23 protein-coding genes are annotated in these 21,974 nt (G+C 54.6%); 8 read left to right on the top strand and 15 right to left on the bottom strand.

From position 1 onward, the window contains the following. Window positions 1–22: 22 nt before the first annotated feature. Both ACR0D9_RS14455 and ACR0D9_RS14450 read left to right on the top strand, forming a co-directional pair. Window positions 23–532, top strand: coding sequence for an RNA polymerase sigma factor (locus tag ACR0D9_RS14455; protein WP_480539195.1), 510 nt, complete (start codon window positions 23–25; stop codon window positions 530–532). Continuing rightward, window positions 529–1,275, top strand: a complete 747-nt coding sequence (locus ACR0D9_RS14450) for an anti-sigma factor family protein (protein WP_480539193.1) — start codon at window positions 529–531, stop codon at window positions 1,273–1,275. The genes ACR0D9_RS14455 and ACR0D9_RS14450 overlap by 4 nt, the downstream gene beginning before the upstream one ends. A 55-nt stretch (window positions 1,276–1,330) precedes the next feature. Here ACR0D9_RS14450 and ACR0D9_RS14445 read toward each other — a convergent pair whose 3' ends face one another. The 12 genes from ACR0D9_RS14445 to ACR0D9_RS14390 all read right to left on the bottom strand — a co-directional run bounded on the left by ACR0D9_RS14445 (window position 1,331) and on the right by ACR0D9_RS14390 (window position 15,463). Then, on the bottom strand, window positions 1,331–3,271 hold the full coding sequence (locus tag ACR0D9_RS14445) for a vWA domain-containing protein (RefSeq protein WP_480483526.1): 1,941 nt from the start codon (window positions 3,269–3,271) through the stop codon (window positions 1,331–1,333). Between the two features lie 13 nt (window positions 3,272–3,284). Continuing rightward, window positions 3,285–4,616: a serine/threonine-protein kinase gene (locus ACR0D9_RS14440; protein WP_480483528.1), complete on the bottom strand. Its 1,332-nt coding sequence runs from the start codon at window positions 4,614–4,616 to the stop codon at window positions 3,285–3,287. 286 nt (window positions 4,617–4,902) lie between these two features. Beyond that, entirely contained in the window at window positions 4,903–6,537 is a 1,635-nt protein-coding gene (locus ACR0D9_RS14435; protein WP_480483530.1) for a formylglycine-generating enzyme family protein, read from the bottom strand. Continuing rightward, window positions 6,530–7,720 (bottom strand): ABC transporter permease family protein, encoded by a 1,191-nt coding sequence (locus tag ACR0D9_RS14430; RefSeq protein WP_480487982.1) that lies wholly within the window; start codon window positions 7,718–7,720, stop codon window positions 6,530–6,532. The genes ACR0D9_RS14435 and ACR0D9_RS14430 overlap by 8 nt, the downstream gene beginning before the upstream one ends. Next, entirely contained in the window at window positions 7,720–8,451 is a 732-nt protein-coding gene (locus ACR0D9_RS14425) for an ATP-binding cassette domain-containing protein (protein ID WP_480487980.1), read from the bottom strand. The genes ACR0D9_RS14430 and ACR0D9_RS14425 overlap by 1 nt, the downstream gene beginning before the upstream one ends. Then, window positions 8,432–9,631, bottom strand: coding sequence for a trypsin-like peptidase domain-containing protein (locus tag ACR0D9_RS14420; protein WP_480483536.1), 1,200 nt, complete (start codon window positions 9,629–9,631; stop codon window positions 8,432–8,434). Before ACR0D9_RS14420 ends, ACR0D9_RS14425 begins: the two co-directional genes overlap by 20 nt. A gap of 59 nt (window positions 9,632–9,690) precedes the next feature. After that, window positions 9,691–10,785, bottom strand: coding sequence for a serine/threonine protein kinase (locus ACR0D9_RS14415; protein WP_480483538.1), 1,095 nt, complete (start codon window positions 10,783–10,785; stop codon window positions 9,691–9,693). An 8-nt stretch (window positions 10,786–10,793) separates the two neighbouring features. Beyond that, window positions 10,794–11,984: a PP2C family protein-serine/threonine phosphatase gene (locus tag ACR0D9_RS14410; protein WP_480539191.1), complete on the bottom strand. Its 1,191-nt coding sequence runs from the start codon at window positions 11,982–11,984 to the stop codon at window positions 10,794–10,796. 5 nt (window positions 11,985–11,989) lie between these two features. Then, complete coding sequence (locus ACR0D9_RS14405) at window positions 11,990–12,604, bottom strand: FHA domain-containing protein (RefSeq protein WP_480483542.1); 615 nt, start codon at window positions 12,602–12,604, stop codon at window positions 11,990–11,992. Between the two features lie 35 nt (window positions 12,605–12,639). Beyond that, entirely contained in the window at window positions 12,640–14,157 is a 1,518-nt protein-coding gene (locus ACR0D9_RS14400; protein ID WP_480487974.1) for an FHA domain-containing protein, read from the bottom strand. 76 nt (window positions 14,158–14,233) lie between these two features. Beyond that, window positions 14,234–14,701, bottom strand: coding sequence for a hypothetical protein (locus ACR0D9_RS14395; protein WP_480483546.1), 468 nt, complete (start codon window positions 14,699–14,701; stop codon window positions 14,234–14,236). 57 nt (window positions 14,702–14,758) lie between these two features. Beyond that, the gene (locus ACR0D9_RS14390) at window positions 14,759–15,463 is read right to left on the bottom strand and encodes a hypothetical protein (protein ID WP_480483548.1); all 705 of its coding nucleotides are present in this window, start codon (window positions 15,461–15,463) and stop codon (window positions 14,759–14,761) included. A gap of 159 nt (window positions 15,464–15,622) precedes the next feature. On the opposite strand from ACR0D9_RS14390, the gene ACR0D9_RS14385 reads away from it, so the two are divergent. From ACR0D9_RS14385 to ACR0D9_RS14365, 5 genes are all read left to right on the top strand, one after another. Continuing rightward, the gene (locus ACR0D9_RS14385) at window positions 15,623–16,174 is read left to right on the top strand and encodes a hypothetical protein (RefSeq protein WP_480483550.1); all 552 of its coding nucleotides are present in this window, start codon (window positions 15,623–15,625) and stop codon (window positions 16,172–16,174) included. Then, entirely contained in the window at window positions 16,171–16,914 is a 744-nt protein-coding gene (locus tag ACR0D9_RS14380; protein ID WP_480483552.1) for an FHA domain-containing protein, read from the top strand. The genes ACR0D9_RS14385 and ACR0D9_RS14380 overlap by 4 nt, the downstream gene beginning before the upstream one ends. 235 nt (window positions 16,915–17,149) lie before the next feature. Beyond that, entirely contained in the window at window positions 17,150–17,713 is a 564-nt protein-coding gene (locus tag ACR0D9_RS14375) for a GbsR/MarR family transcriptional regulator (RefSeq protein WP_480483554.1), read from the top strand. A 63-nt stretch (window positions 17,714–17,776) separates the two neighbouring features. Beyond that, on the top strand, window positions 17,777–18,430 hold the full coding sequence (locus tag ACR0D9_RS14370) for a DUF4166 domain-containing protein (RefSeq protein WP_480487972.1): 654 nt from the start codon (window positions 17,777–17,779) through the stop codon (window positions 18,428–18,430). After that, the gene (locus ACR0D9_RS14365; protein WP_480539189.1) at window positions 18,427–19,914 is read left to right on the top strand and encodes a TIGR01777 family oxidoreductase; all 1,488 of its coding nucleotides are present in this window, start codon (window positions 18,427–18,429) and stop codon (window positions 19,912–19,914) included. Before ACR0D9_RS14370 ends, ACR0D9_RS14365 begins: the two co-directional genes overlap by 4 nt. A gap of 68 nt (window positions 19,915–19,982) precedes the next feature. Here ACR0D9_RS14365 and ACR0D9_RS14360 read toward each other — a convergent pair whose 3' ends face one another. From ACR0D9_RS14360 to ACR0D9_RS14350, 3 genes are all read right to left on the bottom strand, one after another. Continuing rightward, window positions 19,983–20,183: a YgaP family membrane protein gene (locus tag ACR0D9_RS14360; protein WP_480483558.1), complete on the bottom strand. Its 201-nt coding sequence runs from the start codon at window positions 20,181–20,183 to the stop codon at window positions 19,983–19,985. Between the two features lie 65 nt (window positions 20,184–20,248). Continuing rightward, on the bottom strand, window positions 20,249–20,890 hold the full coding sequence (locus ACR0D9_RS14355) for a Crp/Fnr family transcriptional regulator (protein WP_480487969.1): 642 nt from the start codon (window positions 20,888–20,890) through the stop codon (window positions 20,249–20,251). 504 nt (window positions 20,891–21,394) lie between these two features. After that, complete coding sequence (locus ACR0D9_RS14350) at window positions 21,395–21,727, bottom strand: YegP family protein (protein WP_480539187.1); 333 nt, start codon at window positions 21,725–21,727, stop codon at window positions 21,395–21,397. A gap of 78 nt (window positions 21,728–21,805) precedes the next feature. On the opposite strand from ACR0D9_RS14350, the gene ACR0D9_RS14345 reads away from it, so the two are divergent. Further along, entirely contained in the window at window positions 21,806–21,967 is a 162-nt protein-coding gene (locus ACR0D9_RS14345) for a hypothetical protein (RefSeq protein ID WP_480539185.1), read from the top strand. The last annotated feature ends 7 nt before the right edge of the window (window positions 21,968–21,974 follow it).

Below are 21,974 nucleotides of genomic sequence, written 5' to 3'. Positions count from 1 at the left end.
TTTCCTCTCCCGGCTTACGTACATGCTTCAGTCATTTGAAAACCAGCTTGAAAACTGCCTCCCCGATCTGTGGCGTTATGCCTGGTCGCTGACCCGTGATCGTGATGCGGCGGATGATCTGGTGCAGGATTGTGTTGAACGCGCCCTGCGCAAACGATTGCTTTGGCTTCCGGGGCGGCCGTTGAAACCATGGCTCACTAAAATATTGTTAAACCTCTATCGGGACAGGTGGCGTCGAGAAACCAAATTCAACACTGTCGATCTCGATAACATTTCAACACTGGCAGCTACGACAAGCACGGCCGAAGAACGGTTGGAAATCAAGGCAGTCTGGAAGGCGCTGGATTCTGTTCCCCAAGATCAGCGAGAAGCCCTTCTTTCTGTAGTGATTGGTGGGTTAAGCTATGAAGAAGCGGCCACAACTTTGTCCATTCCAAAGGGTACGCTAATGTCGCGGATATCGCGCGCCCGTACTAAAATCAAATCTGAAATGGACGCTTCGGCCGCCGTGAAGATCAGGAGCGTGAAATGACGCACACCCCATCCATCGAAGACCTGGTTCAGCGTAGTATAGACGGTGAGTTGTCACCGGAAGAGAGCGAACGCCTTGACCATCACCTTGCTCGACACCCGGACGATGCAGCGCGTATTCGTGCAATGCAGCATCAAACAGACCTGATAGACAAGGCGGTCCCTGTACCTTCTGCGGCACATCTTCGAGGTCTGCAAAAACAGGCCACGCTACCCTCGCCAGTCTCTTTCAGGCTGGTTGCTTCGGTTGCGGTTTTTGCTGTTGGTTTTGGTTTGGGATCTTATTTGGAACCTTGGAACAGTCGGGCAACCGACGATCTGGCATTGTTTTCGCAACACGCAAAAGCGGCGCATTCTTTGTTCGCCGTTGAAGTTCTTCACCCTGTAGAGGTCGCCGCTACGGAAAAAGATCACTTGCAAACCTGGCTCTCCAATCGATTGGGCTCTGCCATTATCGCGCCACAACTTGGGGAAACCGGGTTTACCCTGATTGGAGGACGCCTTCTGCCCGCAGGCGACCATGCCTCAGCTTTATTTATGTATGAGAATGCAGAGGGTGATCGGTTGAGTTTGATGGCCACGCACGGCGACACAATTCAAACTCAATCGTTTCGGTTTCGACAAGAGGACGGATATCTCGTCGTCTTCTGGCAGGACGGACCCTGGCAGTATACGTTGGTCGGGGACCAGAAACGTGACCCGATGGAACACATCGCCCGCTTAGCGCATGGTCAAATGATCTAGAAACCGCTTTCGACGGCTTGGCTCGCGCAGAAGATTTGCGACAACACCTTTGAGGTTATGGCAGATCATCCAGCAACATCGGGTACAGCAAGTTTCCTGCCTGCGGCCCGGCCCCAAGGTAATCAACCCATTGATCGGTCGACTCGTTGTACCGCCGGTACCGTTCGATCTTGTCATATAGCCCGTTGACGATGGTTTGCTGCTCTGAAATCGGAAGGCGCACCCAATCATCTTCAGTAATAGTCATGATCTGAGACTTATAGGGCAGGTCAGACAGGTATTCGTCCAACGCCACAGCTTCGGCAAGGCTGGGGTCTGATTGGCGTGATACCTGATCAGGTCTGCGGCTCATGTCTGCGGCAACTCCAAGAACCTGTGCAAAGAACTGATCAGGGTTCACGACGTTCCGCTCGGCCTGGTCGACAATGATCCGCAACGCTTCTTCCAGGTTACTCAGATCCGCCTTCGAGATGAGCAATCTGATAGACAAAGGTTTCAATCCTGGTCGATCAAAATCCCGATCCGCCACATAAGCTTCAAACAAGTCGGGCGCTCGCGCGCCTTCTGTTTTTCCAAGGTAGGCCAGTTGCATAGTCCGGCTTGCTGTACTCAGGCCGGAAAACCTGTTGTCACCTTTGTCAGCAATGGCGTCTTCGTCCAAAATCTCGTCGCCGCCGCTGCGACGATAAGAAGACGTATGCTTTGCCACAATCCCACCCAACGTGCGTGCGGTTTCCTTGTAGACGTCTGGGTCACCGTTCTCGATCGGGAAATACAAGGGAGCAGAATTCGGAAAGGCGGTCAGTTGCTTATAAGCCGCTTCAGCCGAAGGGTGGTCTTTGGCACCTCGCGCGGTACGCAGATGCATGACGGCCATCGCACCACCTATGCGCTCACGGACAATCCTGTTCAGACTTTCGGCGCTCAACCCTGTGGCAGAATACTGATCATCGAATTCGCGTGGACCTGCATCTGTAACCAGTACGATAAACCGTCCCCCAAAGTCGCTCCAGTCCATGCCTTCCAATGCGTATTCAATACCGCGATAGCTGTCTTCGCGAAAATTCTTACTGCTGGATTCCGCTTCTTGCATCTGATCGATGCCACTCAGGAAGTTGTCAACGTTAAGGCCCTGCTGAAGATCCACGAATGTCCGAACGTCATACCCAAGGCCCGGAGCTGCCTCGAGGCTGTCGCGATAGCCAACAAGCCCGAAACTGATCGCGTCTGCTGCCGCTGATCCTGCGGCCTCTCGATAAACCTCTTGCAGTGCTGCACGGGTAGCGCGGATATACGGCTCCATCGATATCGTAGTGTCCACGACAAAGACCACTGCTGTTTTTAAGTCGCCCGAATTCTGACTACCCGATGGCGCCGGGCGGTTCGGGGCGTTGGCACTGGCAACGGCCACTTGCAGCAGATTTACGAACGGTCCGATGTCGAACACAGCCTCTTCCGTTGCCAGGATTGGCATTACATAAAGGTTTTGACGCTGATCAATCGTTTCGCGCGGGCCTAAGGCGATCACGCTTTCTGACGGTTCGCCGCCCTGCTCAGCTGCCAGCGCTTCATCTCTGGCGTTTTTTGCAAGACCGGCGGGGTTTTCGCTTTCGATGATGTCATAGATCGGGTCGATATCATTAAAAAACAAAACGCGTCCGACATTGTCACTGCCTTCCAACGTTGCAACAATGTTCTGATTCCAGGGAATAGCCGCCCCTTCCGGAATCCACATAAGATCGTCGCCTTGATCGCTCGCTCCGATTTGCATCCAGTCGCCGTCACGAGCATAGACAAAAAACACCTGTAATGGAGAAAGAGACGCCGCGGAACTTTCGCTGTCTGGCTCGGGCCTCGCGTCGATCCGCTCACGGATCAGAACCCTTTGATACAGGCTTTCTTTGCCTTCGATTGGAAGCGGAGATCTTGATTGCGCCGTAGCCGGACCGACCATAGAGGCCAACAAGGCAACTAGGGAAATAACTCGTATCAACATCTTCTTCACCTCCTCACTCAGCCAATCGATCCAAAGCCTGACGCGCCGGGTCCGACCCAAGATCAGCTGCGCGCTGATAATAACGCCGTGCTGCCGACGGGTCAGGGCGCGGGAAAGGCGATGTAACGGTGCTGTGCGTTTTAGGATCATACATCTCAGCAATCAGGATATTGGCTGATGCCCGATCCTGTTGGGACAACTCCTGATCGTTGCTGATCGCAATCAGCGCGCCCAAAGCGGCATCCAGATTCTGTGCCCCGCCCACAGCCAAGAGGTCTCGTGCGGCTGTCAGTGGGTTATCGGCAGCAACGGCCTCCTGCGCAATCCCGACAGACTCATTGACCTTGGCTGACGAACCACCAGCTCCTGACAGAAAATACCATGCACCTCCAGCAATTGCGATCAGAGCGACGATACCCGCCGCAATCAAAGGTAGTTTGCTGCCCCCACCCTGGTCGGGCGCGGCAGTCGGCTGACGGGGTACAGCCGCCGAAGTCGGTGCTGCCTTGGCACCGCTCATTGCTGTGCGAAACAAGCCAGGCAGGTCACTGGGACGGTCTTTGGGGTTGGCTTTCAGCAGGTGTTCCAAAACAGATTTCAGACCGGGCGCAACCTTTGGATCGGTTATCTTGATGTCCACCTTTCGGTCTTCAACCGCGGCAAAACCTTTACCTTCACCTGGCAACTCGAGCCCGGTCGTACGCATCAACACAAGACCCAATGCGTAGGCATCGGTCGCGGCTGAAACACTATTGCCAAACAAACCCAACTGTTCTGGAGCACAATAGCGCAGCTTGCCTGCAAAACTGTCGCCGATTATCGATTTGTCGGTTCCGATGCTGTCAGATGCCAAACCGAAATCTATGAACTTCGCTTGATTAATGTCTTCATGCGAGATCATCACATTGTCGGGTGCAACATCTCGATGAACGATGCCCAGTTTATGGATTGCCTCCAGCCCCTGCGCCAGTCGCAACCCCAATTTTAGAACGTCATCGGACGAAAGTCGCGCGCCCTTTTTCAGATAATGCGACAGAGGATGACCCGGTACAAATTCCATGACCAGAAACAAGCGCCCGTCCTTATCCAGCATGGAGGTTTCGAACCGGACCACCGCCTCGCTACGGACAGTTCGCAGCAAATTCGCTTCGCGCCGGAACAGGTCAACCGCTTTTTGGTTCTTGGCAAAGCTAGGTGTCATTACTTTGATTGCCACTTCGTGACCGCTGGCCCGGTTCAAACCCCGGAATGTGGCACCCATACCACCTTCACCCAACAGAGACTTGATCTCGTAGGTATCCTGAAGGACGCTGCCGGGTCGAAGCCCAAGTACAGAATGTTCCATAGCTTATGTTACCTCCGGCTCTTCAAACTGATCGCGCTGTGTTTGGAAAAGGTGCGGATATCCATGATTTGAAAACAGATGCCAGCAAAAACAAGCGAAGCGGTAATCCCGAACACCACAGTCAGAAAGGCTGCAATGATGGTCGTTGTATCCGGCCCCAGCGGAGATAGCCGCAACATCGTAATTGCTGTGAAACAGAAAAAGACAATGGATAGACAAGTCGTTATCCAGACCAGTACTTCAAGCGATTTGTTCAATACATCCCGCATAGTTCAACCTTTCCAATTCATTCTTCGACAAACGACAAAGCAACTGCCTGAAAGTCGTTCGCAATCTGATCCAAATCCGAATAGCCAGCTACGCTTCGCGCACCGATATGATCCTGAACCATAGCAAGGCAAGTCGCGCGCTCGCGACCCCGCTCTGCTTCTGTCGGATAGATGAAATCGATCTGCTTGCGCAGCAAAACAGGTGAATACTGATCGACCAACCCTTCGATCAGGTTGGCATATTCGACAATATCAGCCTTGGCCTTGGCCTCAAGTTCGGCCAGCTTGGCCGCAGCGTCCTCTTTGGCAGCAAGCACTTCGTCAAGGAAAGACTGGTCCCCGCTTGCCCGCGCTTCCGCCTCCAGCGCATCCAGCTCAGGTGCAATTGTCAGTGATGAAATCAGCGCATTTAGATAACGTCGAATGCCCTGCCCGCAGACAAGTACACCCGAGGTCAGGATAAGGCGGATCGACTGGTCGCGTTGCGCGTTACGTTCCACACGCCCCCTGTTCAAGGTATCCTTGATCACCGCCAATTGAGTTTTGGTCCGATCCGACAACGTCTCGGCCGATATCTCATCCAGAAGGTCCATCGCCTCTTGTTCGCTGGCCGCTACAGCAAGACCTTCGTCCGGGCGTGCCAATTGGTCCAGTCCATCTTTCAGAGCCTGGTCCTGATCAGCCGAAGTAATGGCCAAGCCCTGCAACACAAGACGTGTGCCGGTAAACCGGTCCGCTGAAGAGGTATTGGACAAAATGTCAAACGGCGGCACTTCGAACCGGGTCGAAGAAGTGATGTCCGCCAAGGGTGTGCGTGCATCACCCCCCCGTTTCACAAATCCTCCGGCCTGTCCGTGCAATCGGCCGTGACGGACCAAAGCAAATGGATCGCCAACGATTTCGGCCGCATTGCCCAGCATGTCATGCAGACCCAAAGGGTTGGGGCGCAACGAACCTATAACCTGTAATTTACCGCCCGCCGACGCTGTTCCACCATGTGCTATGAATTCGTCCTGCGGCGTCCCTTCCGGAATCGGGGGCAAGGGCGCCCGGAACAGAGCTTGATCAACGGCCAACCCACCGCGGGCAGAGTATTCCCACTCTTCTTCAGTCGGCAATCGCAGATACCCACGTGTTTCACCGACACGCGGTAACGTATCCGGGGCGTTCTGCATCAACCATAGCGTATAGGCCTCAGCAAAGCGCTGATAGTCGAGCTTTGATTGTGCGACGGCAGGAACAAACTCGCGTCGGCGGGGTTCCTTTTCGGAACATTGACCAGCCATGACCACATCCCATTGTGCCTGTGCCAACTCGTATTTGGCCATGTAGAAGTAGCCCTTGGCCGCACCATCTTCATCCGCGAACGCACCAGATACAAACGCCCGGCGAAGACCGTTCAGATAGGGCTGCTCGCTTCCTTCCTGACCAAGTACAACCGAAACATCGCCAATCACGCCGTCAGTATTAGGAGTTGCGATCTTTCGAAACGTCATCGCTCCGCCGCACGGCATTGGCAGAGTCAAATCTCCCTCGGCGGGTTGCGGATTAAAATATTTCTCGCGCCAAGTGATGTCCTGCGCCTGTGCGGTTGAAGTCAAGCTGAAAAGGCCGATCAGAGTGGCAATCATACTCAGAGGAAGTCTAGGCATGGGTCAAAACCTCCTGTGGTTCAACATTGCGAACGGCAAATACCGCCCAGGCCGCTGCCGTGACAGCTGTCACAGCGCCCAGACCCAGAGTGGCCAGAATGTCACCGGGGTAAAGGCGCGCAATGGCCTCTCCGGGCGCCGTTTCGAAGCTGGCATTGATGGCAAGCAGAAAAGGCAGGATGATAACCAAGGTCGCAATCACACCACCCAGTACAAGCGTCAGGCTTTGCACAACGGGAATGACGCACCGCTGACGATCGGGCATCGTCAACATGGAAAACAAACTGAAGATGACGCGTTGACGCTCGACCATACCACGAAGGTTGGCTGACATTGCAGCCCAAAACCCGAACATCGCCAATGCCGCTACGGCCGTGAAAAGGATGTTTAAATTCCGGCGAAATGACAGCAACAGCGCTGCGTTTTCAGCCCTTGGACGAGATTGCAAACCGATATCCGCCAAATAAGCGGAAAGGGTTGCGATATCTTCGAGAGACCTGGCATACAGGCGATAGCTGGCAAAGCTGTCAGGTTCCGGAACCGGGTCCGTCCAGTTACCAGGTGTCGCGGACAGGTCATCCCGGAACCGCTCAACTGCCAGCAAGTCGGGAACCGACAGGAAGATTGCGGGCCGCGGCCAGATCTCAGGCGATAGCACACCGATAACCGTCAGGTCGCGCCGCGCGTTCTCGCGCTGCCCGTCGACCTCGCGCCCGATAATCATGTCCAGTGTATCACCTGCGGAAACCGAAAGATCACTTGCCAGCGTGTCTGATATCCAGATCCGGCCGGGACCGACGGCCTCGCCCTTGACCAAGGGGTCACCCGCAGATGACGGGATCAATGGCACCGCCCGCTCCAGTTTCCGCTGCGCCTCATTCCGAACAGCGTTTGCGGATGTGTTGATTGAGCGTGTTGCAGGAACAACAAAACCTACATCTTGCCGCGCACTCAAACCTGCAAAGAAGGCAGCATCATGCTGCCCCGCACCGATGGCCAGGATTTCACGGTTCGACGGATCTTCGATCAGACGCCCGACCATTGTGCCGATGACCCCATTCTTGAGCGCAAGTATGATCAGCAGAGGTCCAAGAACACCAGCCAAGGCAGCGACAAAACATAAAGCCGATTGCCAGTCGTGCTTTAACTCCCTGAGGGCCAGTTTGGTTGGTATTTTCAACATCATGCCACCTTGGCCGCTACACGACCCGCTGTGGAAAAGATGGAATAGGACTGCCCCTGATGATCCAGAAGCCGATGATCAGCCCGAGGCGTTTGCGCAAACTCACCGGTCTGCGCCTGATGGCTGGCCAACACGACAGCAGACCCGGCCTCTGCCGCAAGATGCACGATCAAGCCCTCGACCTCGGCGACATTCGCGGGATCCAATGCCGACACCGGCTCATCCAGCAGCAACAGGGCCGGTCGACCCAACAAAGCCCGCGCAACGGATACTCGCTGTCGTTGACCAACAGATAACTGACCCGGCTTTCGCGCCCCATAGTCACCCAGGCCCATCGACCGGATTAGATGGTCCTGCCATTCTGCATCGGGTTCCTGACCCGCAACGCGCACGGGCAGTTCGATGTTTTCGAGCAATGTCAGATATGGAACCAGTGTGTTTGTTTGAAGTACAAATCCCAGCTTGTCCGGCCCCGCAAAATCCGCACGAGGCGTATCCGGCGTCACCGTAACGCCAGCTATCTCGTGGTGCGTATCCGGCAATGCAGTCAACGGAAGCGCCCCCGCGATCAACCCCAGAGCGGTACTTTTACCCGCCCCGCTGACAGCATCCAGAACAATGGTCTCACCTGCCCTCAGGTCCAGTTCTTCGATCACAACAAAGAAACTCGGCGCTCGTTCTATACCAAGGTTCCGGATTGACAGGACGGTATCAGGGTCGTTTGAGGACAAGCGCTATCCCTCCCAGTTCAACCCTCGACGTGGTGTTGATCTGCACCGGCTCGTTTGGCTTGAGGCGCCGCCCGTCAACCTTGGTCCCATTCGAAGACCCAAGATCTGTCAGCATCATCTTGCGCCCCTGCAGAGAGAGGCTTGCATGACGGCGGCTCAAATTGCGATCAGTGACTGTCAATGTGTTCTCGCTGGCACGCCCGATGGTGACACCGGATTGCAACTGCCGAGCACTGAACTGCGCAGAATGACCCGCCATGCCCACGGCAAGAATAGACCGCCCAGAGGATTTGGAAGACGCAGCCGACCGCTCGGGTTTAAAATCAGCCTTACCGCGACTTTGCGAGACGACATAGTACATCCCACCGATCACCACAGCGCCTCCACCGCACAATACAGCAAGGATGATCAGAAGGTTGCTGTCTGACGTACCACCGGAAACGACAGTTGGATTGTCAGGATCACAACCTGCCTTGTGACGCGTGAACGGGACATTGCTGTCTTGCAGGAAACCGGCGATGGAATTGGCGGATGGTGCAAAGAACGTGCCGTTAGCAGGAGTTTCACCATCCGAATTCAACATGACACCGGCGGTGTTGATCCCCAAAACCGAACCGCAGAAATCGATCATCGGCCCGCCGGAGTTTCCGGGGTTGATTGCTGCAGTGTGCTGAACAATTTCTTGCGTACCACGATTCCGCTGCGTTTTTCCGGGTGAAACTTTGCTGACGGCCCCTTGTGTCAATGTGGTCTCAAAAAAGGCCAGCTCGTTTCCGCTGTCATTGGATACGTCTGAAGTGCCAGGAAAACCGACTGCGGCAACCTGCTCGCCTTTGTTGATTGTCCCAACACGCACCGCCAGAACGTTGGGTTTGTGATCAAAGGATTCCTGCGGTGTGATCTTCAGGATAGCCATGTCCTTTTCAAAGGAATCGTATGCGACCTGAACGCCGTATTTGTAGATCCGGTCGCCTTTCTTGAAGCCAACAAACGCGCTGACACCACCTTCGATCACGTGGTGATTGGTCAGGAAATAATACCCGCCTCCACCCGGCAAAGGCGCAAGCACAAAGCCAGACCCGGTTCCCCATCCACCATCGTATTGGACAACCACACGCCCAACCGCACCATCAGCCACCGTAACGACTTCGGATTGGATCTGCGCGCATGCAGCTGACACTTCGAAAGCAGCTGACCAAACAACTGAGAAAAACATTGCACGAAGGGCGATCACAACATTCACATCAAAGTTCCATACGCAATTACGGCCACAGCAACGACCAGAATAAACAACAACACCACTAGCGATGCCTTATGCCCAGCACGACCACCGCGCTTATGTCGAGGCGTGCGACCGTCCTGCGGTCGCTTTGGTTTCGGGTCAGGTGGTTCATGTTTCTCGACAGGGTGACGCAAATCGATACCTGAAATCCGGGCATAGTCTCGCGCAGTCTGAATTCGGTCTCGGGGCAACAGCTGACACCCCATGTCGATCGCATTGAGCAGAACGTCATCATATTGGGCCTGCACACGGTTGCGGATCAGATTCTGACGCACGGGCACATAAGGATCACGACCAGTGGCCCGCTTGTCTTTCCAGCGTTCTTCCGCATTTGGCGGCAGGCTTTGCGACACCATTTCGTAAAGAATAACCGACAATGCGAACAGATCGCTCCACGGTCCTTCGTGAACTCCGCCCGCCAACCCGGTTTTTTCGGGCGGAAACTGCTCGATCGCGGCGTATTTCCGTGTGAACATAGAAGCCAACCCGCTGGACTTGCCCATCAGTCGCGCTGCTCCGAAGTCAATCAGGATCGGCTGCCCATCTTTTCGGATCATGACATTCGCAGGCTTCATGTCGCGATGCACAATGCCAACTTTGTGAACCGCATCCAATGCACCAAGCATTGATTGGAGAAACTTTTTTACGAGGTCCTGAGGTACGGAGCCACGTGCCTCGATCATACGAGTCAGCATCCGGTCCAACGGATCGCCGTGGATGTATTCCATCACGCAATAGGCTGTACCATGCTTGCGAAAAGCCGCCCGAACACGCATCAAGCCCTGCTGCTGCGGCAGGTCGCGCAACATGTTAGCTTCCTGCAAAAACGCTTCGAGCCCCATGTGAAAAAGCTGGCGCCCTTCGTTTGTGGGAACGACTGCGTTCTTCGGTCCGCGACTGGCGTAATCCGCCGGGAAGTACTCCTTGATTGCAAATCGTTCACCTGATTCCCGGTTGCGCGATTGATAGGTGATGCCAAAGCCCCCTTGCCCAAGCACGTCCCCTAGGACATAGCCGGCAAAGGTTTCTCCCCTTGGCAAATGAGCGGACACGGGCGGCGCTACTCCTGAACTACTGAATCAGTGGACGGTTGCTCATCCTGATTGGTCACATCTTCACCAGGCTGATCACCCGACGCTTCAGGCGCATCTGACGGAGGGGCTTCTTCACCAGGCGCTTCCGGATCAGCCACCGGTTCCTGAGCATCCGATTCTTCGGGTGCGGGGCTCTCAACACCTTCAACAGGCGTTTCCGGCGAAACCGGCTCGGCGACCGAGCTGTCTCCGATACTGCGTTCTTCCTGCTCTACTGGAGCGGACTCGGGCTTTGGTGCCAGATCAGTTTCCGCTGACTTCTTGTCACCGAAACTCAGCGCACCAATAGTGGCCCCAACGGCTAAAGCCCCAAGTCCGATCGCAATGTATTTCAGTGTTTTCTTTCGATTGTCAGCGGGTGTGAACGCCCACTGGCTGCCCCGCAACATGCTGCTCATGCCTTCCTGAACATGTGCATAAACCACAACAGTCGTATTATCCTGTTTCGGTTTGCCTTTCGCCTCGACGGCATTCAGCAGATCCGAGGCCACACCACGCATGTCGCGACTTTTACCGCTTTGCAACACACCGGTGATCTCGGCTTGCGACAACGTATCAAGCCCGTCAGAACATACCAGTACGACATCACCGGGTTTCAGGTTGATCGCGTTGATATCCGTCAGTGAAATCCGATCTCCCATCAAGGCAGAGCGCAGTGCGTTGCGACGCGGATGGTTGTCAGCCTCGTCCTGAGTGATTTGACCAGACGCAACCATCTGCAAAAGCTCGCCGTAAAGCGAGTGATCAGCGTTGAGCTTTTTCAGCCGTCCGTCGCGTAGTAGAAACAAGCTGCTGTCTCCGACGGACAACCAGACCAAACGGTCACCCAGTTTCAGGGCGGCAACAAGTGTACACCCCATGCCCTTTAGATCCGGTTGGCTGCCAATCTTGTGACGCAGAGCTTCATTGGCCGCGATCAATGACTCCTGCAACCGGTCTCGAGGACGAGGGGCGTTCGAGCCTTCGATGAAATGGGATTTGAAGGTTGACAACGCCATGTTCGCGGCCACTTCACCACCAGCGTGCCCCCCCATCCCGTCGGCGACCAGCATGAGGATATCTGATTTGGGGTCACGTTCATTCTGGAATACGATGTCAAACGCATCTTCCTGGTTCTCGCGCTGGCCCAGGCTTTGCTTGCCGCTGATAATTGTCATCTGAATTAGTCTTCAGAGGATTGGGCCAGTTCCGACCAGTCAAAATCCTCGTTACAGAAAGCAACAAAACGCACATGAGTCTGCTTGGACAATTCAATCAAAGCATAGTTCTCAAGCGGCATTGTCGTGGCGACGATCTGCCCGTTGATCCGACTGATATTGCGGCCTGTTCCGGGGGCTGCAAAGAATACCCGATTGGCGTCGTCAAAAATGATACGCAGATGATCCTTACCAGAAATCAACTTGTCACCAAAATCCAGTGACACACGCTCTCCTCCCTCGCGTCCCAGCGTGTTCATACCTGAACCCAGGTTTACAGACTGTCCCAGTCCGGGGCCCTTCACCACGACCAACCACCCTGTAATGGGATCAATCATTGGATCAAATTCGGCTTTTCCGGAAAAGCTCTTGGACATACCTCCGTGGTAGATCTGCGTCTTGTCAGATTCTACATATTCGGTCGGGGCTTCGCTGTAGGATGATCCGCCGATTGCATGTGTCGGTTCATTGTTCGAAGGGGCAAGGCTTTCGGTAAAACCGTCATCTCCTTCTATGTCCAGATCGTTCAACTCTTCGTCATCCTTATCGAACAACCAGCTAGTCTTGTTATCGTTACCCATTTTCATCACCTTTCCTGTTCAGATGATCTGGCGGATTAACCGCGGACCAGTTTCAGGCGCACGGGCCCAAGGCCCACAGTGTCACCCACATTTATTCTTTGCGTGCCTTTGATCTTGCGATCATTGACCAGCGTCCCGTTCAGACTATCCAGATCACTGAGTGTGAACTTGCCATCCAGCGATCCGCTCAGTTCGGCATGAACACGGGATACGCCGCTATCGGGAACGACCACGGCGTTAGTGCTGCTGCGGCCCAAGGTCGAACGCCCTGCGGGCACCGGAAACCGATGTCCATTGTCAACACGCACAAGAAAGGCAACCGGAGGTGGTACATGCGCAGCCGTCGGTGCTGCGTCGCGGTTCGGCACTTCCTCAGCATTTGGGATATCCCCCAGTTCGATCTCTTCCAGATCATCATCAAAACCAGAGCCCCCGCGACGCATCAGCAAGAACGCCAGCAAAAGTACCAGCAATGCCAGAACACCGGCACCGACATAGACATACAAAGCCGGCAAGCCGAAAATCAGAGTTTCATCCACTTCCGGTTCAGCCGGTTCTTCCGTTTGCGCCGCCGCTACATTGACAGGCTGAAACTCTGCCGAGTAGCTCTTGGTCTGTGTCTGACCAGGTTGACCAACAACAGGTTCGATCATGTCAATCGTGATACGCGCTGGCGCCGCATCGCCTACGGGGACGATCAGGCCTGAGCCCTTGACCGAATTTCCATAAGTTCGAATGAAGCTTGAAACTACCGTGTTTGCTGTTTGTTGGTTCTGAAGAAACACTTCTTCCATTAGACCTTGTTGAGGATCGGTCAGGCGTTTCAAAACATCGATGCCGCGCGTGGTACGGGCATTCCCCTGTGCCCGCCAGAACATCCCAAGAGCTGAGACAGACACCCCTGCCTTTTCCGCAGCCGCTGAAATCTCTTCAACGGTGGCCAACCCTTCCTCGTCGCCGTCGGTGATCAGGATCAGGTTTTTCAACAGCACATCGTCCTGCTCGCTGAGCAATTCGATTGCCCGGGTCGAGTTTGCAACAAGGCGCGTGTTCTGTTCTTTGATTTCTAGAGATTTGACCACGTCTTCCGCGCGCGAGCGGCTGGTGGAGAATGGTGAGAGTTCGACAATATCGTTACCGAAACCGTAGATTGCAACTTTCTCATCTGGCGGCAGGTTCGTCACCACGCGCGATATAAGGTCCCTCTCGCGGCTCCAGCTGCGCACCCTGCCACTGCGATCCCCGACAGAAAGGTCAATCAGAACCATTGTAGCAGAGAGGGTCAGGTTACCGGGCAATTCGTCGACATCTTTGACGAACTCGAAATCAGCTTGCGTATCACCAAGGGATCGAAAGCTCATACCGCCGCGTTCGTTGCCTGACGGTACCCGCACCAGACAACTGTCTTCCGGTGCAGGTTTTGCCGGAGCGCAATCCAGAATGGCAAGCCCGGTCGCAGGCGCACGCGTCTTACCGTCCTGCGCCTGGGCTGAGCTTGCAAAAACCAATGCAGCCGCAACCGCAATAAATGTGCGTGATATTCCGTAGGTCACGATCCCAAGACCCCCCTCAGGCAAGTTGTCCCGGTCGTCGCATGCGTCGACAAGCGCCGACCTGGCGTGTTTCTTATCAGATCGACAGCGCGCGATAGGCCGACTTAATCCGGTTCAGTTCGTTGCGTACAACAGACGGATCAGCGCCGCTTGATACGTCCCGTTCGACGGCCCCCAGTTGATTGTCCAAAGCCTGAACTTGCTGCAGTTTCACCGGGTCCGAAGCTGACGCTGCGCGGGCTTTGGCCCCTTGGGCTTTGACTTCCGCAATCTGCTGACGCAACGCGTTTATCTCGCTTTGATTGGCATTGCGCTGCGCCGCTAGCTGAGCGTTTCGCTGCTCAGCCGCCTTGTTCTGAGCAAGAATGGCATCCGCTTGCGCCTTGTTCTGCGCAATCTGGCGATCGTATTCCCCGGAATTCAGGTTAGCTATATTGTCGAAGAGAGTCGCGGTGGTTGGGTCCGTAGATCCTGTACATCCCGCAAGGGCGATCAATGAGACCAGCATTACCGGTTTTGAGAAACGAAAAAGATCAGAGGTCATGGTACACACTTACTATTGGAAATCCCGCGTCCGGTAACGAACGCGGGTCAAAGAAACTTAAAGAAGATTGATGGATGCCCGCGTCCGCGCCAGACGATTTTTGTTGCTGACGGCTGCATTCGTGGCTCCACCCAGACCAGGCTGGCCTTTGCTTGAGGCAGCACGCAACTCGGAAATCGTTCCATCCATGTTCTTTTCGCTGCGCTTTAGCTCATTCGAAACAACCTGGCGGTTTGACTTGATAGCCTTGACGCGTGCGTTGTACGCCGATTGAGAAACCTGGCCGCCATCCAGTTGACGACGAAGCGACTTCAGTTCCGCGTTTTGCGATGCCAGAACTGACCGCAGGTTTGCTTCGACCGAATTCAGTTGCTTACTGACGTTGGACAGATTGGCCAGAACAGCCTTGCTGTTGACGATTTCAACATTTTTGGCTGCCGCTTTCTTGCCGACCTGATTGCCGCCTACGCCGCCGATCAGGCCACCTGCTGCTGCACCAGCGGCACAATCGCTGCCACTGCCACCCAGCAACAATCCGATCCCACAACCAACGACTGCACCAGCCAGGGCACCCTGAATGGTATTGTTGACGATGATATCTTTTGAAACCTGATCCAGGCTTCGAACCTGCTTTTCAAGTTGCTTTTCCTGCTGCGTCTTGCCAGCGACTGCCGATGATGACGCAGATTGAATTGTTTCTTCTGTACAGGCTGAAAGTAGAAGAGAAAAAACCGCAAAAATAGAAATTGCTACTGAACGCATCAACAAACTCCGTACTCATAATTTTCTTCGTAGTTGATTATGAAGTCACATACTTTTTATTTTCAATCAACGATTCGCATGTGTGCAAGTGAAGAATGGTAATATCGTCTCACGTCGCCGAACACGTGAATTCCTTATTTATCAAACTCGAGATTTTCAATGAAATTACCCTTTGATATCAGAGATAAACTCTCACTCGCAAATGATATTTTTACCTTCCTTGGGCACCTCGGTGCCGGAGTTGGCGCATTTCTTGCGTTTCTCGGTATTACTTCCAATTTGACGAACAATACGTCCAGTATTGTGTTCAATGTTCAGGTTTCTTCACTGTCTTTACCTGTCCGCCTGACATTATTAGTTTTAGTCGCTGCGGCATTGGGATGGGGATTGGGTGCACTTGTCGGAAAGCTAAGTCAGCAAAGAAATGAGTCTCTTGGCTTTGCAGCTTATGTCGTCGCGCTTTTGTGGGGCGGCCTTATGGTGGGGGCCGCTGACTGGCTTTCTATTGCGCCCCACCAACAGGTCTTGCCGGAAGTCCTGTTATTCACTGTCACAGGAACGGGTCTTGCCGTGTGGGTCGCTGGATTCCATTTTCAAAGCGCCGGTGCAGGTGGTAGACGAGCACTGCGGATCAGGTGCGACGCGCTGTTCCTATTCTCGATCGGCGCGGCCCTTTTTATGGTGCTTACTTTGTTGGGGGCGCGGACATGAAGCTCAGTGGACCTCTGGATTCAAAAAACGCCGCGCGCCTGCTGAGCGCCGCCGCTGTCCTAGATTTTATGTTTCTGGGTTTTGTATTGGTCACTTTGGAACCTGTGTTGCGTCAGGAACTACGGTTGGGAAATACCGGTCTGGCCTTACCGGTAGGGCTTTATCTGATCCTGGTTCTTAGCTACTGGTTGATCTGCGAAGGTTTTCTTGGTGGGCACAGCCTGGGACGATATGCCTTACGTCTGAATATGCGCGACAAACGCGGCAATCCGGTATCTCATATGCGGCGTTCTACCCGCGCGTTGAAGAAGATCATGTCGTTTGGCTTAACCGGAGCAAATCCGAACGTCGCATCCCGGTATGACAGGGCCGCCGATGTGACATGGTACAGCCCGATGGCTCCCCGCGCCTTGGCCTTTTGGCAACTGGTTGTTCTGAACGGCCCGGATCGCGGCAAGTTTGTCGAATTTCGGAATGTTAAAGGCTTGTCTAACACACATCAGATCAAAATCGGACGTGACAAGAACTGGGCTGATCTTGCGCTTTCTCGCAGCGAAAGAACTTCGGGTCAGCATTGTGTTTTACGCGTAGAAAAAACGGGCGATCTTTTTATTCGTGATATGGGCTCAACGAACGGAACCTGGACAGGTGGACGGCGTGTCGGTCCTGAAAAATGGGTACCGTTGGCCGCGGATGGTCGGTTCCGTGTAGGAAATGTCCAGATTGCCACGGTCAGGTGACCAGTTCCAACGTACCGCGGGTTTTAGCATAGTTTGTTAGCTACAAATGCACGGCAGGTATTGCGGCTGGTTAATTCCCTAAATTTGACTTTGGAATTGGTTAGTCACTCAGGATTCCACGGTCATCAATTGCGATCCGGTTGCGACAAGACCTCGGTACAGGTTTCGGGCGGATCACCCTGACGTCATGGTAAATTTGTTTGACATCAGACTACCGGTATCTCATATTTCTGTCATGACAGAAACAACTGATTTATCCGAATCCTCGGCCCGTTCACAATTCATCCTCTATTGGGGTGATATGGGCAGCCAGTGGGGTGTGAACCGATCCGTAGCGCAGATACATGCGCTTTTGTACCTCAGCACTTCGCCCATGAATGCCGAAGAAATCGCAAACGAACTTGGCATCGCCCGGTCAAATGTTTCAAACTCGCTGAAAGAGCTGGCCGGATGGCGTTTGATCCACCGCGTGCCCGTCCCCGGTGATCGTCGCGAGCACTTCGCAGCCGAAACTGATGTCTGGAACATGGCCCTTCTGATTGCAAAAGGCCGCAAAGAGCGCGAGATCGACCCCGCGATGCGGGCGTTGGACATCTGCGTGCAACAAGCCTCGGACGAGGCTGATCTGTCCCCTGTCGTATTGGAGAGAATGCAAAATATGCAACAGTTCCTGACTACGGCCGACCAATGGTCCGAGCAAATGCTGTCGGTCCCTAAGTCCAAGCTTTCGGCTCTTATGAAGATGGGCGACAAGATCATCATGCTCCTCAAGATCGGGAGCAAGAAAGGCAAGTCGTAAAAAATTTTGAGAATATATTTCTCTTCATACAGAAATAACAGCAACTACAGCATATGGTGTGATATGAAACTGAGCAACTTCTCTCCGCATGTTATGGACATGTCCGATCAAAGGTTTCGCGACTTGGTTGGCCCCGCAGCTTGGGCCGCCCTGCCCCATCAGGTCCGGGCGCGGTTTGGTCATTGCCTAGCGAACGGCGCCAGCGTGGTCTATCAGGGCAAAGTTGTAGCAATGCGTCTGACGCTGGCCGGGCAACTGCTGGCGCATCTGGCCCGTCTGATCGGCGGCCCCCTACCCTTTGATACATCCAGCGTGGATCAGCCCGCGATTGTCACCGTGACCGAGGATAGTTCCGTTAACGGACAGTTCTGGATCCGCCAGTATGGGCGCGCCGGAGGGTTTCCTCAAGTTATCCACAGCGCAAAACGGTTCTCTGGACCGACCGGGATCGAAGAATACATCGGCGCCGGTATCGGTATCGCATTGCGCGTTCAAGCAGACCGCACCGGTCTCCGCTTTCTCAGCGATCATTACTTCGTTCAATTGGGTGATAGGAAACTGCGCCTCCCGCGCTGGATTCGCCCTGGCGTTCTGACCATCACTCACACCGATCTTGGCGACGCGCGGTTTCTGTTTTCCCTAAGCCTTCATAGCCGCCTGTTCGGAGAGTTGATCCACCAGGACGCCATTTTTTACGACAGAAAGGATCCGACATGACTGACCCGCTGCTTTGGACATTGATTGCCCTTCAGATCTCGATGGGTGCATTCGACACGCTGGTGCACCATGAAGGCACCGAGCGGCTGGCCTGGCGCCCTTCGCAACAGACCGAACTGCGCCTGCATGGGGTCAGGAACGCTTTCTACGCCGTCATCTTCCTGTGCCTTGGATGGTTCGAACCCCACGGCACGTTTACCATTGCTCTGACCATAATCCTGGGCCTTGAGGTCCTGATTACCCTTTGGGATTTCGTTGAAGAGGACCTGACCCGCCGTCTCCCCGCCACAGAACGGGTCAATCACACTTTGCTGGCGCTGAATTATGGTGCGATCCTCGCGCTGGCTGCCCCATACCTTTGGACCTGGTCTGCCCTGCCGTCAGAGATGGTACCCGTCCATCGCGGCGGTTGGAGCATCATGGCGACCCTTGCCGCGATTGGTGTGGCGCTGTTCAGCGCGCGCGATTTGGTGGCGGCCGCACGCAGCACGCGGTTGAATGCTGTCAACGCGACCTCTCTGGTCGCGCAACTCGCGCCCCGACAACATCTGCTGATCACGGGTGGCACCGGTTTCATCGGACAACGCCTGGTCGAAGCCCTGGTTGCTGGCGGCCACCACGTCACCGTCCTGACCCGCAATCTGCAAAAGGTCGACGCTTTGACCCATCCGGTACGCCTGATCACCTCACTCGAGCAAATTGACAACACAGAGCGTTTTGACGCCATCGTCAATCTGGCGGGTGAGCCGGTAGCAAACGCGCATTGGACGCCTCGGAAACGCGCGCGCATCCTGCAGTCTCGGGTCAAGATGACGAAAGATTTGGTCGCACTGATCCGCAGGCTGGATCAAAAACCATCTTGTCTGATCACCGGCTCCGCCGTGGGCTGGTATGGGCTGCGGCAAGACGAGACCCTCACCGAAGACGACACGCACTGCCCCGCCTTCATCCATGAGGTGTGCGACACATGGGAGCGCGCCGCTGCGCCAGTCGTGGATATGGGCGTCCGGGTTGTGCAACTGCGTATCGGTCTGGTGCTGGGGGTTGAAGGCGGCATGCTGGCCCGAATGCTGACACCTTTCGAGTTTGGTGCCGGTTGTCAGCTGGGGGATGGACAACAGTGGATGCCCTGGATCGAACGGGATGATCTGATCCGCGTCATCGCATTCGTCATGTCGCATCCGGATATCAACGGCCCGCTCAACGCCACTGCTCCAAACCCGGTGCGCAACGCAGAGTTCACACAGGCTTTGGCAAGCGCATTGAACCGCCCTGCCTTGATACGTCTGCCTGCTTGGCTGATCACAAACGTCGCAGGGGATATGGGACGTGAAACGATACTGGGTGGCCAGCGTGTCATTCCGGCAAAACTGCTACGCAGCGGGTTCCGTTTCAATAGCCCCGAGCTGGCCCCCGCCCTTGCCAGGATCACGGGCGCTCGGGCCGCCTCAAACAGCGTCAGCTCTGAGAAACGCCGCGCCTGACCCGCGCCCGCTGCGCAACGCCGGGATCCAGAAAATCCCGGTGTTGCACGAGGCAAGGGTTGGTCGTGTTACGGCTTGGCTTGCTTGTTGGTGCACAGACCCAGAAGCGCATAGATCGGACAGAATTTCATGAATGCCGTCACCACAAACACAGCCCCAAGCCAACCCCAGGGGCCGATAGTACCGGTCAGTGCCAGAAGGATCAGCACACCACCGAGGATCAGGCGCAGAATCCGGTCGACAGAACCAACATTAGACGTGAATTGCATGGTCGAATCTCCTTGATTGTCTGGCCCAAGATTCACTGTTTTCCAAGCCATATTATGTGACGAGGTCACACAACCCCCGTTCTGGCATGGTGGTGCAGAGCTGGGCGGTCCTGCAGATAAATCACACCTCGCTCAAGCCTGACCCACCCGCGATGTTCAAAATCCTTGAGGATACGGGACATGACTTCGCGCGCGCTGCCCAGTTCGGCTGCAATGCGCTGGTGCGTGGTGCGAATATCGCCCGAAGTTGCGCCCTGATCCAAAAGCCACTGCGCCAGTTTCAGGTCCATCCGGTTAAGTAGAAGATCATCGATAACCTCGGACAGCTCAACAATGCGTTGTGAAAACGCCATGAAGACCGCGCCCCGAAACTCGGCATCTGTAGCCAGCAACGTGTTGAACTTGTCCCGCCCGATGGCCAGCGCCGTCACCGGCCCCTCGGCATAACCGAACCCTGAATAGGGGATGTCCGACAACATGCACGAGGTCGTCATAACGCAACTGTCGTACGGGCCAACCCGATAAAGAACAACGGTGCGTCCCGACGGACTGGTTTGTTCCACCCGGACGATGCCCGAACGGACGATCAAAAACATCTCACCGTAAGCGCCCGGAGCAAACAGTTGGGATCCGTCTGGTATAGTCAGATTACTTCCTGCGGACTTGAGCCGGTCGAGAATGGCCTGGCTCCAGTTCTGTTGGGTCACTGCTCTACCTCCGTCTCACACTCACTCCCGGATTTTTAGCCTTGGGGACCTCGCGAGCAAACCCAATTTGCCTGTGACAAACCCACCCGCGCGGAACCAAAGTTGACAATTCTACTACGGTCTTAATAGCGGCAGCATCAGTGGAGATGGCGACTCGATTGGCCTGCCAGTTGGGCGAAATGCTGAAATGGACGGAGTCCAGGGGAGATCTGCCTTTAGCGGATCATGTTTTTCAGCTTAATGGTCGTCAGGGCAAATGCGGTTGAAGCAAAGGATTTGATTGCCAGCATGGGTCTGGATCCTCTGTCGCTAAAACGCCGTTTTATTCGGTAGGCACGGATTTGAAACAGAATCGAAACGAAACGCTTCACGATGCGTTCGCGCCTACGGGTTGATTGATGTGTGCTTTCGGCTTGGTTGTTCAAGCCTTTGTGCGAGATGCGTCGATGCATCTCGCCTTCGCAGTTTACACAAATGGAAGTGGTAAAAAGTTACCGTGTCAGGTCACGTCAGATCGTCGACACGTGCGTCAGGTGCGTTCCGTTTGACGGAATCGATCCCGTTATCCCGCCCTGAAGTGCTGGTATAGCTCTCGCTGGTGCCGATCACCTGACCGTTGCTGGCCTTCAAGTTGAACATATGACCGCCGGACTTGGTTTCCTTGCGCTCGTACCGGCTGTCATCCGGCGCGTTCTTCTTGACTGACTCGATCCCGTTCGTGGCACTCGCCTTTTGAACATATCCTTCACTGGCCAGAATGATTTCACCATTCCCTGCTTTCAGACGAAATCGAAATTCACCAGCCTTGTCTTTATATATCTCGAACTTCCCGGCCATTTGACGCCTACTCCTCTGTTCTACTTTCGATTTTTTCAAATACATTCCTATAATTAAACATTCGTCTCAAGAAAAAAGATGAGGCGAGCAATCTACCCAGAGCAAGATACCCCCAAAGTCACAGGTAAGATCGAAATGGATGATCTGATGCTGGCTTCGGTTCCATTCGTTACACCTCGCCAGAACTGGCAGGATGCGAGCAAACCCGTCCTTTACCAAGGGACCTCAGCAGCCACCTAGCGATCAG

The sequence above is a fragment of the Ruegeria sp. AK11 genome (assembly GCF_056541095.1).
This window is presented reverse-complemented; position numbering and strand designations above follow the sequence as displayed.